This window comes from Pseudoalteromonas sp. 1181_04, assembly GCF_052850545.1.
Map to the genome: position 1 here is coordinate 131,839 of NZ_VXCS01000001.1, position 15,384 is coordinate 147,222.

Consider the following 15,384-nt stretch of genomic DNA (forward strand, 5'->3'; position numbering starts at 1 on the left):
CAGGATAGGTTTCATGACGGACGCAACTCAACAAGCGCTAGAACAAGGCTCGTACGATTTAATTAAACGCCGCTTAAATAATTTTGGTGCTAGTTTAAAAACGCAAATAGATGATGTAAATACACAGCGTATTAACGAGTTTGGTAGCACTGATCTACAAGTAAAAGGGCGTGTTCGCGTTCGTACGGAGCAAAATTGTACCCCGCGCGATATCGTGATTATTGGCGATAAAGTTATCTTTGCTTACAACGTATTTTTGGGATTAAAAAAAGAAACCGCAATCAGTGATGTATTTAGTGTACAAAAGTTGGTGGAGCAAGACGACCATTACGAAATTGAGCCTTACCCAGAGACAACGCGTTTTTTAACCGATAGTCGTTTTATTCGTGATTTTGAAGAACTGTATACCTACTACAAACAAACCAGCCTACAGCATTTATATCAACAAAATGGCAAGCTATTTGCTCTATTCCAAATCGGTGACAAGTTATCGGATGTGCGGGTTTTTCGCTGGGAAATTCACCCAGACAACACCATTAATTATATCGATAACCGAGGTGAGCGTGATATTCAACACGCACATGACTATGATTTTGAATGGCTCAAAACTGACCGAAGTAACCACATAGAAGGGCGCCACGCTCATATCAACATCGCGGACCAAGTGTTTGTTGAAACCATTGGCGGTTCACTGACCATTAAAATAGAAAACAGCACTGACACCGGTGAAGGGATTTATCAAGAAGCTGTTGATGATAAAAACCAATCCCTTGCTGACAGCGAAGTTGAGTACGCGCTGGTAGGCGACTTAGTGCTGCTAAAAATTCTCCCATACCGTGAAAAAACATGGCGTTACTTTATTTATAACACCCGCACTCAGCAGGTCATGCGCCAAGATGCAATCGGCAGTGCATGTGTTACTTTACCTGAAGATCACGGCATTATTTTCCCTGGCGGTTACTACTTACAATCAGGGCAAGCACGCTCGTTTGAAGAGCAAATAGAAGATTTAGAATTTCACCGACATATAAAGTCACCAAACGGCGAAGATGTTTTATACGTGTTTTACGAGCCAAGTGAAGGCCGTTACGCGCTATTTGCCTATAATATTATTGATAAAAACCTGCAAAATCCAATTTATTGTCACGGTTATGCTATTTACAACGATGGTATAACGCTGACTTTTAAAGCCGATAAAGACCAAGCGGAGCGAGTACATCCGATTCAAATTTGGCAAAGCCCGTTTGTATCGGCTGAATTTGCAGCCAATGCGCCGCCACTTACTAGCTTTTTTGGTAAAATAGGTAACCCCGATTTAGTTCGCGGTATTTCTGATTTATACAGTGTCTGTAAAGCCATTAGCGAGCAAAGCCCGACTTTATTTCATTACGAAGATTTAATTGCCCTTAGCCGGAATATCTTTGACCGTTACCATTGGCTTAACGAAAGCGAATTTGCGAAAATCGCACAAAACCTACACAGCATCAATGAAACCGCTGAGCAAGTGCTTGATGAGTTTGAAAAAGTCACCGAGATTCAAAACAAAGCCAAGCAAGCCTTGGTGGATATTAATAAGCAATACACTGATGTAACCCGAGAAGTACGTCCTGATAGCTTTAAAGTAGCACCGCAATTTGTGCAAGGTATTGATGCATTAAAAATGCTCAAAGGGCAAGTAATAAGCCTTGAAGATATTAAATATATAGATATTGCTGCACTGAATAACTTACAAAGTGAAATTGATACACGGCTGGTTGAAGTAAGCCAAGCAACTGCCGCGTTTTTACAACAAGACAGCGCGCTGGCGCCGTACCACGAAAAACTTAAAGAGCTTGAAGAGCTAAGCAGTAAAAGCGAAAGCGTTAGCGAGCTGAAGACCTATATCGCACAGTTAGATGCGCAAAGTGTAGAGCTGGATTTACTTAACCACACTATGCTTGATTTAGACATCGACGACAGCCGTGTGCGCACGCAAATCCTCGAAGATATCAGTGCTGTTTATGCGTTGGTTAATCGTGCTAAAGCGAGCATTGAAATCCGTCAAAAGAGCCTTGGCAGTGTTGAAGCTAAAGCTGAATTTGCCGCACGCTTTAAGCTTTTTTCGCAAAGTATTACCAACGCACTAAATAATGCTAAAACCCCAGAGGCGTGTGACGAGCAACTTTCACGTTTGCTTATTCAGCTTGAGGAGCTGGAATCGCAATTTAGTGATTTTGACGAATATCTGACAGAGATCATTGCCAAACGTGATGACGTATACGAAAGCTTTGAAGCGCATAAACAAAGCTTAATTGATACCCGTCAGCGCCGCGCATTGAATTTAGCCAATGCCGCCGAGCGTATATTGCAAGGCGTTAACCGCCGTGCGCAAAGCTTTACTGAGCTTGATGCATTAAATACTTATTTTGCCGCCGATCCTATGATCAGCAAGCTTCGTGCATTGACTAGTGAGCTTAAAGAGTTAGGCGATGAAATTCGTGCCGATGATATCCAATCAAAGCTAAAAGCCAGTAAAGATCAGGGCATACGTTCGTTACGTGATAAACAAGATATTTTCACTGACGGCGGCAATACAGTCAGTATTGGTAAGCACGCTTTTAGTGTTAATAAGCAATTACTCGATTTAACCTTATTGCCGCGTGACGAGCAGCTGATGCTGCACTTAACGGGTACTGATTATTTTGAGCCAATAACAGATGAGAAAAGCTTACAAACGTTACAGCAAAGCCGTCATTTGTGGCAACAAACATTAGTTTCTGAAAGTGAGGTGGTTTATCGTGGTGAGTATTTAGCTGCACAAATATTACTCGCTTGTGAAAACAGTGAGCATTCGCTGACTTTTGCACAATTAGAGCAGGCACAACGAGATAAACAATTATTGCAGCTGGTGCAAAAATTTGCTGAACCGCGCTATCAAGAAGGCTATGAAAAAGGCATTCATGACCACGATGCATGGGCAATTATTGACACCTTATTGACGCAAAAAAATAGTCTGGATTTACTTATTTATCCGGCTAGTTGTCGTATTATTGCGCAGTTATTTAGTGCGCAATTGTCATCTGCACAACTGAACGAATATTTCCATCAAGCGAGCAATGCTATTTTGATGGATAAACACTTTGCTGCGACCAATTTTATCGGCACGTTAACTGCGCAGTTAAGTGAACAGATCAATGCCTTTTTAACTCAAGTTAGCAAATTATCTGCACGTTTTGCTGATTTATCCACTGACTTGGCCGCTGCTTATTTAGTGCAACAATTAGCGCAACAAAAAACGGCAGAGCAACAGCTATTTATCGTTTCTCAACAAGCTAAAAATTTAGCTGAACAGTTTAGCAGTGACGCTAAAGCCAAAGGTTATAGCAACGAGCTTGCTCAGGCCTGTGAAAACGTAAAGCAAACTGATGAGCGGGCATTATTATTTTTAAGTTGGCTTAATGCGTACTGCATGCAAAATCCTAAAGTGTCGGCGATGGTGCAGGCGGAAGCGGCTAACTACTTGCATCTCAGTGCCACCACAACATTAAAATACACTGTGTTGGACGTCACCCCAAACACCCAAGTTGAGCGTTTAATGGGGCAGCATAAACGAGTGCAAGAGCAAACTTTACATGTTGATTATGCAGAGTTTTATGCCAGAACTCGTAAATACATCACTGAGCAAGTACCGGCTTTTGAGCAGTATCATGCACTGCGCAGTGATATTTTAGCGGCGCAAAAAGAGCGCCTGCAACTTGAGGAATTTAAAGCCAGGCCACTTAGCTCGTTTGTACGTAATCAGCTGATCAATAAAGTGTACTTCCCAATTATTGGTGATAACTTAGCAAAACAAATTGGCTCAGCAGGTAAAAACAAACGCACTGATTTAATGGGCATGCTATTACTGATCTCGCCGCCAGGTTACGGTAAAACAACCTTAGTTGAATACGTTGCTAACCGTTTAGGGCTGACTTTTGTAAAAGTAAATTGCCCGTCGATAGGGCACGATCAGGTGTCACTCGATCCTGCTCAAGCCATTAATGCTACTGCTGAAAAAGAGATTGCAAAAATCAATCAGAGCTTTGAAATGGGCAATAACGTGATGCTGTATTTAGATGATATTCAGCATACTAACCCTGAGTTTTTACAAAAGTTTATTTCTTTGTGTGATGGCTCAAGACGTATTGACGGGGTGTGGAACGGTAAAAGTAAAACCTATGATTTACGCGGTAAAAAGTTTGCCGTAGTGATGGCAGGTAACCCGTATACGGAATCTGGTGAGAGCTTTAAAATTCCTGATATGTTGGCAAACCGCGCCGATATTTATAATCTTGGTGATACCTTAGCCGGGTGTGAGCAAGAGTTTGCCATGAGCTTTATAGAAAATGCGCTAACATCTAATGCCGTATTAGCGCCATTGGCTAACCGCAACATGGAAGATTTATATAAGTTAGTGCGGATGTGTCAAGGCGAAGACATTTCATTAAATGAGCTTGAACACGGCTATTCACAAGCGGAAGTTAACGAAATTAAAGCGGTACTGATGCGACTAATCACTATTCGTAATACCGTACTAAAAGTGAACGCCCAGTATATTGCCTCAGCCGCGCAAGATAATAATTACCGCACAGAGCCGCCATTTAAATTGCAAGGCAGCTACCGTAATATGAATAAAATGGCAGAAAAAGTCGTTGCTGCCATGAATGACGAAGAGCTAGAAAACTTGATTTGTGACCATTATCGTGGTGAAGCGCAAACACTCAGTAAAGGCTCTGAAGAGAACTTACTTAAACTCGGTGAACTGCGTGGCACCTTAAGCGCAGAACAGCAGCAGCGCTTTAGTCAAATTAAAGGTGACTTTGTACGTTTAAATAAACTTGATGGCGCCGGCAGTCCGGTGATGATGGCGGTTGAGCAAATGGGTTATTTGCATCAATCACTGGAAGAGATTGCCGGTAAACTTAGTAAAAACAACCTAAGCCACGATTACAGCCAGTTATTGCAAAGTGTTGGTGTGAATATTCAAGGTTTAGATAATAAACAAGCAATTAGTAGCATAGCGCAATCGCTTGATAATGGTTTTGTGCAAACGCCTTATATGGCAAGTTTAGAGCAATTAAGCCGTGCTATAGCTGGTAATAACTATCAACCACACTTGCAGGCGTTAATTGAGCAACTTGCAGCCCTTGATAATAAAGAGGCTGTGAATGCGCTAACTGCAGCGGTTACCAGTAACAATAACCAAACGTCATTTACTGAGCTTGTTAATGCAATTAACCAACAAACTCAAGGTATCAATAATAACAATGTGCAGGCTCAGTTTGAAAAATTAATTGCTGCATGGGGCGCGAAATAGCATTTAAATTAACCACTAAGGAAGCAAGATGGATATCAAAGTACCTGAACTACAAGGAATGATGGGTAAGGCTACGATTTCGGCAATTTACGTTAATGAGGGGGATGCCGTAGTACGAGACCAAACTTTATTTGATGTTGATTTTGATAAAGTGGTGTTGGAAGTGGTTGCTACCACTGCCGGGGTTGTTCATAGCTTTAGTGCCAAGCAAGGAGATTTAGCTATATCAGATCAAGTGGTGATGCAACTGAGAGAAAAAGTCGCTGGAGAGCAAACAACATCAGAACAATGACTCTTACAGTTGAACTCGTCGAGCAGGATTAGCTGCTCGGCGTGTTTATTGATGTTTGAAAAACTAATTATGTTTAATAACTAAAGTGCATTATAAGGCGGGTTTAATTGGCGCTTTTGAAACGCTAGAATCGCAGTATTTTTGATTATACCGTCTTCAATATTAATCGCACGACGGATGGTTTCATTTTTTTGCCATTGTGCCTTGCCTGCTAATACTGTAGGTAAGTATACAATCATGGCGGCTGAGATTGAACGTGTTGCGCTTTCCCATAAATAACTAGGTGTATGATCAACCGCGTAATAATCAACGGTTTCATAGCGAAACATCGGATTTGCAAATGTGGTGGGTTTAGCAAAAAAGAACCCCATACCTTCGTCACAGCTTACATCTATAATTAAACTGTTTGCTTTTAGGCAGTCCGCTTCAGATTCAATAACAAAATTAACTGGGTTTGCAGTTTCTTGAAAAGTGCCATTGACGATAATATCGGCTTCGCTAATGAGCTCCGTTAGTGGCCGTTGCGTCCCATCGTGTTCAACCACCATCATCCGTGCTTCATCGTGTTGGCCTTGGCGAACTTTAACGTAATAGCAGTCGAGGATCTCTTCGCGTACTTCGTGATCGGGGCGCTGGATGCAAATCGTAATATCTCTAAAACCATGGGCTTTGAGTGCATAAATTGCACCGCGACTAACAGCACCAAAACTAAAGATGATGGTTTTACGCTGATCACCATAATGTCCGTCAATGCCTTTGAGCTGCAGTGCATGTAACACCGCACAGTAGCCAGCCATTTCGTTATTTTTATAAAAAGTATGACGGCCAACATTGCCTTGTGGCGACCATACAAACATATCTTCAAACGCAATGAGAGTGAGTTTTCTATCAAGTGCAGCTTGGGTTATTTCGCGTTGTTGTACGCAATGTACGTAGCCCCAAAGGGTTCCACCTTCACGTAGCTCCTGTAAATCAGCAAGCACCGGTTTGGCGATGATCACGGTGCCTATTTTGGTTAAAATATCACTGCGACTTGCAACACCACCGGTTAATGCGGCTATTTGCGCATCGCTCACATTAAAAGCTTCGCCGTAGCCTTGTTCAAAGATCAGTTGTTTTCTAAGTTGTTCTGGAATGCGCTTAAGGTGGTCTGGGTGGATAGGGTAACGGCGTTCATCTGTCTTGCGTGACGTACCAATTACGCCAATAGTTAATTCACTCATGCTATCGCCTTGTTTAAAGTATGCTGAGTTCATAAACGAATGATGCTACTTCGCCAACAAACTGTGGGCTGTTTTACAGGCAAGCGAAACACTTGACTGTAAACAATGGTCTTAGTAAAGGGTTTTGTTATTTACTAAATTAGTATTTTTAATATAAAGCGGTTTTAAATCAGGTGGTTAACTTGCATAGAATGACAAGTCGGAAGTAAATATGACATAGCCGCGATTGGCTTCTGCGTATTAGCATTTGAGTATAACAGTAAAACAGTGGCGCATGCGGTTAACACAGCAATAAGAAAATTAAACAAGTACAATGACTGTGGTGTATTTTGTGATGAAAGGACTCGATACAGCGAGTCCTACTTTTTCTAGCAGCTTACTTTTCTGCAGAATATGGGTCTTCAGCCATTAGGTAGGCTCTCAAATCTGCTTTTTGCGGTTGTGCATTAAGCCATGTTCTGAGTTCTTTCACTTTTGTATAAGTGTCTGCGCCGAATTTATCAGCATATATGTCACTAAAGTTTTGCTTGGTACTTTGCTCTCTAATTTGGTTTTGCCATTGCTGTGTTACTACTGCATTCAATGTACCAGCTAAGCCTTCTTCTTTTAGTAATTCCCATTCACCTGCATCTAACCAGATCCCACCTACTGGTGCGCTGTAATCAATACGGTGGTCAGTTGCTGATGAAATACGAAACTTACGCATAATGACTCCCGATACTGGGCAAATTAACGCTTTTTTAGTGTCTTTAGCGTCGGCTTCGAATGAGATATTGTCAGCAAATGCAAAGTTTGGGTTACGCTCTTTCCAAGCTGCAAAGTCTTCGATTAGTATCCAGTGGCCATTACAGTGCGTGCATGTGTGCGAACGAAATTGACCTTCAATAAAACTCGGTTTAAGTAAACCTTTACCACAATTAGTACAATTCATAGTATCCCTTAATTTATTTTACTTACCCTGAAAAACCACCGTTAGGATAATTCTTGCTATTTATTATTAATAATAACAATAATGTTACCGTATTTTTAGAATCAATAACAAAGCTTTGTTCTGTTTAACTGCAAATTTTAGCTAGCGCGTTGACTCTTCGTTTTTACTGCGTTTACAGCGCTGCGAGCAGTAAATAACGTTATCCCAGTCGCGCTGCCATTTTTTACGCCAAGCAAAATCACGTTTGCAAGTGGGGCAGGTTTTTTGCGGTAAAGTTAGTTTTTTATTAGCCATTGTGATGGTTTGTCTTGGTACTTTTTGTTCTAGGGGCGATGCTTACATGCTTTTTTAAAATCGCAGGAATAGCGCGCTTAACCTCAATACGTTCGCGATATTGCCAAAGCCGTTCTCTCGCTTCTTTAGACGCTTTGGTTAAATCAATCATCGGTGCAGGGTAATCGTCACCTAGTTTAAAGTCGTTAAATAATGCTTCCATGGGTGTTTGCTCCCAAGGTTCATGCAAGTATTCTACAGGCAGCTTTTCAAGCTCTGGGCACCATTTTTTTATAAATTCACCGCTCGGGTCTTGATCCTCAGATTGTTTAATCGGGTTGTAATGTCTAATAGTATTAATGCCCGTAACCGATGCTTGCATTTGTATTTGCGGGTAGTGGATCCCCGGTTCAAAGTCTAAAAAATAGTTAGCCAACGGCAGGCTTGCATGTTGCCAGCTAATATTTAAATGATGCGTAACAAAACTAACTAACATAGCGCGCATTCTAAAATTAATATAACCGGTGGCTTTTAAACAGCGCATGCAGGCATCAATAATAGGAATACCGGTTTGCCCCTGTGCCCAGCGTTCAATATCGCTAGTAACTTGTGCGTCATCACGATATGGAAATGCATGGTACCCCGGATTTAATGCTTTTAATTCCATGCTGCATTCGCTTTCAAACTTTTGCATAAAATGGCAATGCCAGTGCAGGCGAGATACAAATGCAGCAAGCGGGCGCTTCCAACCTTTTTTATCAGCATGAGTGCTATGGTATGCGTCAATCGCCATTTGATACACTTGCCTCAGGCTGATATTTCCCCACGCTAAATAGGGCGATAGCCTAGAGCAATGAGTACGGCTTAAACTAGGGCTAGATATTCCTTTTTGATAACCCTTACCGCGTTCAGCAAAAAAACTTTGCATTACTTCACGGGCAAGTCGTGGGCCCCCATGCTGAAAATGTTCATTATCTTGCGTATAGGAACTAGGCAGCTTGGGTGTTTTATAGTCAGTAAGGGTGAGTGGCTTTATTTGCTTCCAATTAGGTATAGCAATAGGTGCTTGCATGGTTTGTTGCCAGCGTTCGTTCCAATTGTGGCGATTTTTTTTGCCACGTATCACAGCCCCGGTTGGCGACTCTAACCAGTTAATATGGTGGTGTTGGCACCATGTTTTAATGGTTTTATCACGTTCAAAAGTGTTGTTTAGCCCTATTTCTTGATGGCTAAACATGTTTGTGATTGCAAACTGCGAGTGAAGCGATTCAAGCAGGGTTTGCATGTCTTCATTAAATATATACACGCGGCTATTATAGCGAGCTAGTTGGGTATTTAAATCAACAATAGATTGATAGACAAAGCGCCAATGCCGCTCGTTGTAATGCCCATCGGCAAGCAGTAAAGGTTCAAAGTTATAAATTAATAGTGTGGGCAGGCCATTACTAAACGCATTTTTTAAAGGCTGATGATCGCTTAGGCGTAAGTCACGTTTAAACCAGACTATGTTTATTTTTTCTTTCATACTGGTGATATCAAAACCGTATCGTTTATAAATAATTAGGCATAAATAGTTTTATACGTATTAAATGTAAAAGTAGTTTAAAAGCGATTTTGTTAAACGACTAAAACTAAAAATATGAGTTTTAGTCGTTAGAATAGAGGTTACAAATAGGCTGCTTGATTGTAAGTGCTCAGGCAGACAGGTCTTGCTGCGTTGGTAAAGCGTCGAATGCACCAAACTTTGCGACAGTTGAGGCGCCACACTTAGCTGCAAAGTCGATTGCTTTTAATACTTTTTCAAAATTATTGGCCCAATCAATAAATTCGTTTTTATCACTTACTAGCGAAGCTACTTGGTATAAAAAACCGCCTACAAAAGCATCACCGGCAGCTGTGGTATCTACGACATTCGCTGGTGGACAAGGATATGTACCACTAAATGAGCATGAGGAAAATGTAATTGGCTCGCCACCATCAGTCATTAAAACCAATGACACGCCATTGTCTACCCAGCTTTTTATTGTGGTTTCAATATGCTCAATGCCATACAGGGCTATCAGCTCATCTTTACTTGCTTTAATAACATCAACCGTTTTAGCTATATCATTAATAATGGATGGGGCTGTAAGTGGTTCATCCCAAAAGGCAGGTCGAAAATTAATATCAAAGCATGTAACCGAGTCTGCTTCTTTAAAGTGTTTTAGTGCATTTAACGTAGTATTTAATATGTGAGCCTTAGCTAAAGAGCCTGAGCAAAAGCTCACTATTTTAGGGGCTGCAAATAAAGAGGGGGTTAAATCGGAAATCTGCAAATCATAATGCGCGGCGTCTTTATCGTAAAAATCAAATGTACGTTCACCGCTTTCATCTAATGAGACAAAGGCTAGTGCAGTTTTACCCTTTTTAGAAAAGCTAACATGTGATGTTTTAACATTATGTGTATCGAGTGCCTTTATTAAAAAACGACCAAACGGATCATCGCCTACCTTACCAAGCAGTGAGCTCAAACCGCCTAACTTTGCTACGGCGACAGCTACATTTGCGGGCGCACCTCCTGCAAATTGAGTGAATCCTGGCTCGCTGCTTAATACTGTTTTATCTATACAATCATTTGAGAGTAAATCAATTAAGGCTTCACCAATTGCAACTACTTCCATTACGTTATTCCTATAAAAATTGTCAGGGTATCGTCTCGTTTTAAACGATACCTTTGGTTAAATCTAAGCCTTGACCACCAAGACAGTTATTGATTTTGGTGTCAAAAAATACGTCGCTTTATGTATCTTCTCGAATCAAGCCAGCTAACTTAGCTGGGTTAATGGCATTGATAGATTCACTCTTTTTTGACCAGATGTACCCGTTACGATTATGTGGCCAAATCCTAAACCATTTTTTGCTTTTGTTGCGTGTGATTAAAAACTTGCTGTTTTATCAGCCCGCCTCACCAGTTTGGGCAAATTTGTAAATAGAATGTAGAGAACTAAAAGGAATAAATCAACTATTATTACTTATTTTTTTGTACAAGTTTATGGAGTTATTTAATTGAATTTATTTGCGGGTAATCCAGGATATTAAAGCGCCGGCGAATAGCGCCGGCTGCTTGATAAATTTATTGGAAGCTAGTTGTGGGAAAGGCTGACGTTATCTTGAGAAAAATTTATAATTAACGGTAGGTTAGCGCAACCTATTGATTGAGCTTTAGCACCAATAGAGCCGCTTTGTACGGCACAGCGATATATGCCACGATGATCGGCTTGGCTTAATTTTAACTTTGTTGCTAATACTATTTTTTCTCTTACATTGATAGGGATTGCACCATCAATCACAATGGCTTCAAAATCAAAAATAGCCAGTGAGCACAGTGCTGCATAGGCAAGGCCATCTGCAACTTGATCTATCCATTTATCTAAAACAGGGCCTAAATCTCCCCAATATTCTTTTGAACTCCACACTATGTCGGTATTGTAACCATCATCTTTAAGCATTTTTTCAAGTATATACAGCGAAGACTGCATGATCAGCTGTTGCGATGTTAGTTGGCCTTCACTATTGAGTACAGGCCTTGGTAATGAGCCAATAGCTCCCGCATTGCCTTTTTTACCGGTAAATAAGGTTTCGTTTATAACGACTCCACCACCAATAAAAGTGCCAATAAAAATGTATAAAAAATCAGTAAAGCGAGCTGGGTTGCCAAAGCTCAGCTCTGCTGAGCATGCTGCGGTATCATCATTACATACATAGACAGGAAGAGAGATGATCTGATTGATTCTTTGTTTAAAATCGAAAGACTTCCACTCATTCATTACTTTCTTTGGTGCGCCAGCTTCTTCAGTCCAATTCCAAATTTCAAAAGGAGTTGCAACACCAATACCTAGAATACGCTCGGCTAACTCGTCACTTAAGCTCATTTTAAGTACGCTGATACCTTTTTCTAGAAAAGTGAGCAGACTATTTACAGTAGGGTAGGCACAGTATTCATTTAAGGTTGCGCGAATATTTCCGACCAAGTCAATTAAGGTTAAATCATAACTTCGGCGACCAACTTTTAAGCCGATGCCAAAAGCACCATCAGGATTTAAGGCAAACGGAATCGTGGGTTGGCCAACACGGCCACGCTGTGGCTCTTTTCTTATTAATAACGACTCGGCTTCCAAGCTATTGATAATAACTGTAACGGCTTGTGCAGAAAGACCCGTTTTTTGTGCTATCTCGGCTTTTGGCGCACTCCCTTGTTGACGAATTAAAGACATAATTCGACGTTCATTGTGAGCACGCAAGCCAGATTGGCTTCGGCCTTCTTGTGAGACGAGTCGAGGGTTTTTAGCTTTGATAATGATTCCTGTCTAATCTGTTATTGTCTTGAATAACTTAACTAATTGTACACTGAGCGGACATACTTGGCGACAGCATTGGTTTTATTACTGTGCTGATCATTTAATATTAAATTAACGACAGAGTACAATTAATTATTGTTAAATGTAATAAATAACTATAGTTGATTTATTGACGAGGTGATATTTACCTGTTTAAATGCTTTACTCAAAGTTAACAACTGAGACATGGCAATGACCACACACACACATACAAAAACACCTCTTGTCTCTAAGGAGATGGTGGTTCCCTTTATTTTGCTTGTACTTTGCTTTGCAGCATGGGGTGCTGCAGCAAATATGACTGATCCGTTAGTTAAAGTATTTAGTAAAATATTTACTATGTCTTCAGTGCAATCGGCACTTGTACAGTTTAGCTACTATGGCGCCTACTTTTGCTTAGCCATTCCTGCCGCTTATATAAATAAACGCTTTTCTTACAAAACGGGAGTATTGACAGGCTTAGGCATGGCTGCGATGGGGGCATTTATGTTTTATCCCGCAAGCCAAGCAATGACTTACGGCTTTTTTTTAGCCGCTTTATTTGTGTTAGCTGGTGGTCTATCTATTTTAGAAACTTCAGCAAACCCCTATGTGATGGGAATGGGAAATCAGCAAAGTGCAACCCGTAGATTAAATTTAGCGCAATCTTTCAATCCTGTTGGTACTAATATCGGTGTGTTTTTAGCCGCAACCCTTATTTTACCTAGCCTAAATATAGCTTCCTCAGATGAGCGTGCAGCTATGAGCGCTGAGCAACTAACTCAGGTAATAAAAGCAGAACTAGATGCGGTTATGGTGCCTTATGTGGGTATGGCTTGCGTACTTGTGCTTATTTGGCTGGCAATTGCATTTACTAAAACACCTAACTTTTGCAAGCAAAAAAAGGTATCTAAGCATGTCGATTTTCGTGCAACCTTTAAACGATTATTTAAAAATACACATTATCGCTTTGGCGTTATTGCGCAGTTTTTTAATGTTGCAGCGCAAACCTGTGTATGGACCTTTACCATTCAATACGTTATGGAAGCACTTGATACAAACGAAGTGACCGGTGGAACGTTTTTGCAATACAGTATGATCACTTTTCTGTTCTCTCGGTTTGTGATGACATGGCTTATGGGATTTATTAGACCAGCAAAACTATTAATGGCAACCTCTGTAATTGCGACGCTATTATGTTTATATATGGTGCAAATGCCAACTATAAGTGGGGTTTGGGCTTTAGTTTGTATATCGGCTTGTTTATCGTTAATGTTTCCCACTATTTACGCAATTTCATTACATGGTTTAGGCGATGATGCAAAGTTAGGTGCTGCCGGATTAGTAATGGCTATTTTAGGTGGAGCAATAGTACCCGTGGTACAGGCTGTATTTATTGATACCTTCAGTGTCGCTTTTTCTTATATTGTGCCAGCAGGCTGTTTTATTATTGTGGCTGGTTATGCAGCATTTGATTTAAAAACAAAAATTAGAACATTTAATAATGTTGCACCTTGCTAAAATGCACAAAACCGAGTCTTAAAGGCTCGGTTTTGTGTGCTACAACTTTTATTCTCACCACCGCTATTCTTTAAGCATTATTAACTGCTTAACGGCCAATCTGCGGCATCTAACGAGTCTATGGCGTGTACCTCATCACCTTGCCAGTGATTAATAAATTGATTATTAGCATCGTAGGTTTGGGTTTGCTTTGCTAAATTGAAATGCCTACCCGAGCGAGGATCCGCGCCAACACCTGCAAGGTATTGCCAATTTCCCCAATTAGATGCCACGTCGTAATCAATCAGTTGTTGTTCAAAATAAGCAGCGCCAAAGCGCCAATCTAGCTTGAGCTCGTTTACCAAGCAGCTTGCAACTAATTGCCGGCCACGATTTGACATATAGCCGGTTTTATTCAGCTGTTTCATACATGCATTGACAATGGGATACGGTGTTGTGCCTGTGCACCATTGCTTAAATCGCTGTGGGTAAAAACTGGTTAGTGGCTTACGCTTTGTAATTCCGGCAAAAGAAAATAACTTATTGCCATAACGCAGGCTGTATAGTTGAAAGTATTCACGCCACAGTAATTCAAAATAAATCCAGTAAGTTGAGTCGTTTGCGCCATGAATGTGCTCATAATTACGCAAAGCGTTGACTATTTGCCGAGCACTAATGCAGCCATTAGCAAGCCAAGGAGAAAACTTGGTTGAGTTTTCAATACCAGCTAAAGCGTTGCGAGTTTCTTTGTAGGTAGATGGATTAGCACTTGAAAAGTAATCAGCTAGGTGATCAGTCGCACTTTGTTCACCACCTGCGAATAACGCTCGTTCTTTACTGACATTAGGCAATGTAGTTGGCCAAGGCATTGGAGCAATTAAAGGTCTGGCTATGTACTCTGGAGGATCTAAAAGTGTATTGATAGTGGGCGTTGTTTGCTCAATTAGCTTTCTGAATTGACTAAATGTTGCTGGCAGTTCATTAATAGTAAAAGGAAGTTGCTGGTTGTCATATAAGGTAAATGTATTAGCTTGTTTAATAACAAGATCACCATGATTTTTCGCTACATTGAGTAGCGTTTGCTGCTCATCGTAACCAATTTGTTCACTGCAATATAGAGTACGCACGTTGTGATGGTGATAATAATGTTCAATCACCTCATGAGCAGCTTGATGGTAGATCACTAAATGTTGCCCATAGTCTCTCAGAGTATTGTTTAACTGTTGTAAAGATTGCGCTAAAAACTGCCAGCGATGTTGTCCCATTGATTGGCAATCATGGTGATTGCTTTTAAACCATTGAGGGTCAACACAATATACAAAGCTAAGTGCTGTATCTTGCTTTGCAGCAAGAGAGATTAGTGCGTTATCGCTTAGTCGTAAATCGTTAGTAAACCAGTACAAAGAGTGTGTCATAGTAATAAAGCGTTTTTTTCATTTACTTTGTCTTTAATACGTAACAAAGTGAAAAGGCGT

The 15,384-nt window shown here is 40.7% G+C and carries 10 protein-coding genes; 3 read left to right on the top strand and 7 right to left on the bottom strand.

All coding sequences use genetic code 11. The features are described 5' to 3' along the window. The first annotated feature begins 13 nt into the window (after window positions 1–13). The gene (locus FW757_RS00635; RefSeq protein ID WP_446440736.1) at window positions 14–5,335 is read left to right on the top strand and encodes a DNA repair ATPase; all 5,322 of its coding nucleotides are present in this window, start codon (window positions 14–16) and stop codon (window positions 5,333–5,335) included. Window positions 5,336–5,363: 28 nt separating this feature from the next. Then, on the top strand, window positions 5,364–5,627 hold the full coding sequence (locus FW757_RS00640) for a biotin/lipoyl-containing protein (protein WP_149980857.1): 264 nt from the start codon (window positions 5,364–5,366) through the stop codon (window positions 5,625–5,627). An 80-nt stretch (window positions 5,628–5,707) separates the two neighbouring features. Here the strand turns inward: FW757_RS00640 and FW757_RS00645 are convergent, their stop codons facing one another. The 6 genes from FW757_RS00645 to FW757_RS00670 form a co-directional block, all read right to left on the bottom strand. Then, window positions 5,708–6,850, bottom strand: a complete 1,143-nt coding sequence (locus tag FW757_RS00645) for a N(5)-(carboxyethyl)ornithine synthase (RefSeq protein ID WP_446440737.1) — start codon at window positions 6,848–6,850, stop codon at window positions 5,708–5,710. Between the two features lie 376 nt (window positions 6,851–7,226). Beyond that, complete coding sequence (locus FW757_RS00650; RefSeq protein ID WP_182758542.1) at window positions 7,227–7,781, bottom strand: TFIIB-type zinc ribbon-containing protein; 555 nt, start codon at window positions 7,779–7,781, stop codon at window positions 7,227–7,229. 141 nt (window positions 7,782–7,922) lie between these two features. Further along, window positions 7,923–8,075, bottom strand: a complete 153-nt coding sequence (locus FW757_RS00655) for a DUF2256 domain-containing protein (protein ID WP_446440738.1) — start codon at window positions 8,073–8,075, stop codon at window positions 7,923–7,925. Next, window positions 8,068–9,579: an FAD-binding domain-containing protein gene (locus FW757_RS00660; protein WP_446440739.1), complete on the bottom strand. Its 1,512-nt coding sequence runs from the start codon at window positions 9,577–9,579 to the stop codon at window positions 8,068–8,070. Before FW757_RS00660 ends, FW757_RS00655 begins: the two co-directional genes overlap by 8 nt. 169 nt (window positions 9,580–9,748) lie before the next feature. Next, window positions 9,749–10,714: a carbohydrate kinase family protein gene (locus FW757_RS00665; protein ID WP_446440740.1), complete on the bottom strand. Its 966-nt coding sequence runs from the start codon at window positions 10,712–10,714 to the stop codon at window positions 9,749–9,751. A 462-nt stretch (window positions 10,715–11,176) separates the two neighbouring features. After that, window positions 11,177–12,334 carry an ROK family transcriptional regulator gene (locus FW757_RS00670; RefSeq protein ID WP_220493207.1) on the bottom strand — a complete coding sequence of 386 codons (1,158 nt, stop codon included), beginning with the start codon at window positions 12,332–12,334 and terminating at the stop codon, window positions 11,177–11,179. 288 nt (window positions 12,335–12,622) lie between these two features. Here FW757_RS00670 and fucP point away from each other — a divergent pair, with 288 nt between their 5' ends. Then, the gene (gene fucP / locus FW757_RS00675) at window positions 12,623–13,930 is read left to right on the top strand and encodes an L-fucose:H+ symporter permease (RefSeq protein WP_145237450.1); all 1,308 of its coding nucleotides are present in this window, start codon (window positions 12,623–12,625) and stop codon (window positions 13,928–13,930) included. A gap of 80 nt (window positions 13,931–14,010) precedes the next feature. Here the strand turns inward: fucP and FW757_RS00680 are convergent, their stop codons facing one another. Then, complete coding sequence (locus FW757_RS00680) at window positions 14,011–15,324, bottom strand: DASH family cryptochrome (RefSeq protein ID WP_446440741.1); 1,314 nt, start codon at window positions 15,322–15,324, stop codon at window positions 14,011–14,013. Between the last annotated feature and the right edge of the window lie 60 nt (window positions 15,325–15,384).

Excerpts from the sequence above, each read along its gene's own strand:
- fucP (WP_145237450.1), top strand. The coding sequence starts at position 12,623 with ATGACCACACACACACATACAAAAACACCTCTTGTCTCTAAGGAGATG.
- FW757_RS00680 (WP_446440741.1), bottom strand. The coding sequence starts at position 15,324 with ATGACACACTCTTTGTACTGGTTTACTAACGATTTACGACTAAGCGAT.
- FW757_RS00665 (WP_446440740.1), bottom strand. The coding sequence starts at position 10,714 with ATGGAAGTAGTTGCAATTGGTGAAGCCTTAATTGATTTACTCTCAAAT.
- FW757_RS00635 (WP_446440736.1), top strand. The coding sequence starts at position 14 with ATGACGGACGCAACTCAACAAGCGCTAGAACAAGGCTCGTACGATTTA.
- FW757_RS00650 (WP_182758542.1), bottom strand. The coding sequence starts at position 7,781 with ATGAATTGTACTAATTGTGGTAAAGGTTTACTTAAACCGAGTTTTATT.
- FW757_RS00640 (WP_149980857.1), top strand. The coding sequence starts at position 5,364 with ATGGATATCAAAGTACCTGAACTACAAGGAATGATGGGTAAGGCTACG.
- FW757_RS00645 (WP_446440737.1), bottom strand. The coding sequence starts at position 6,850 with ATGAGTGAATTAACTATTGGCGTAATTGGTACGTCACGCAAGACAGAT.
- FW757_RS00660 (WP_446440739.1), bottom strand. The coding sequence starts at position 9,579 with ATGAAAGAAAAAATAAACATAGTCTGGTTTAAACGTGACTTACGCCTA.
- FW757_RS00655 (WP_446440738.1), bottom strand. The coding sequence starts at position 8,075 with ATGGCTAATAAAAAACTAACTTTACCGCAAAAAACCTGCCCCACTTGC.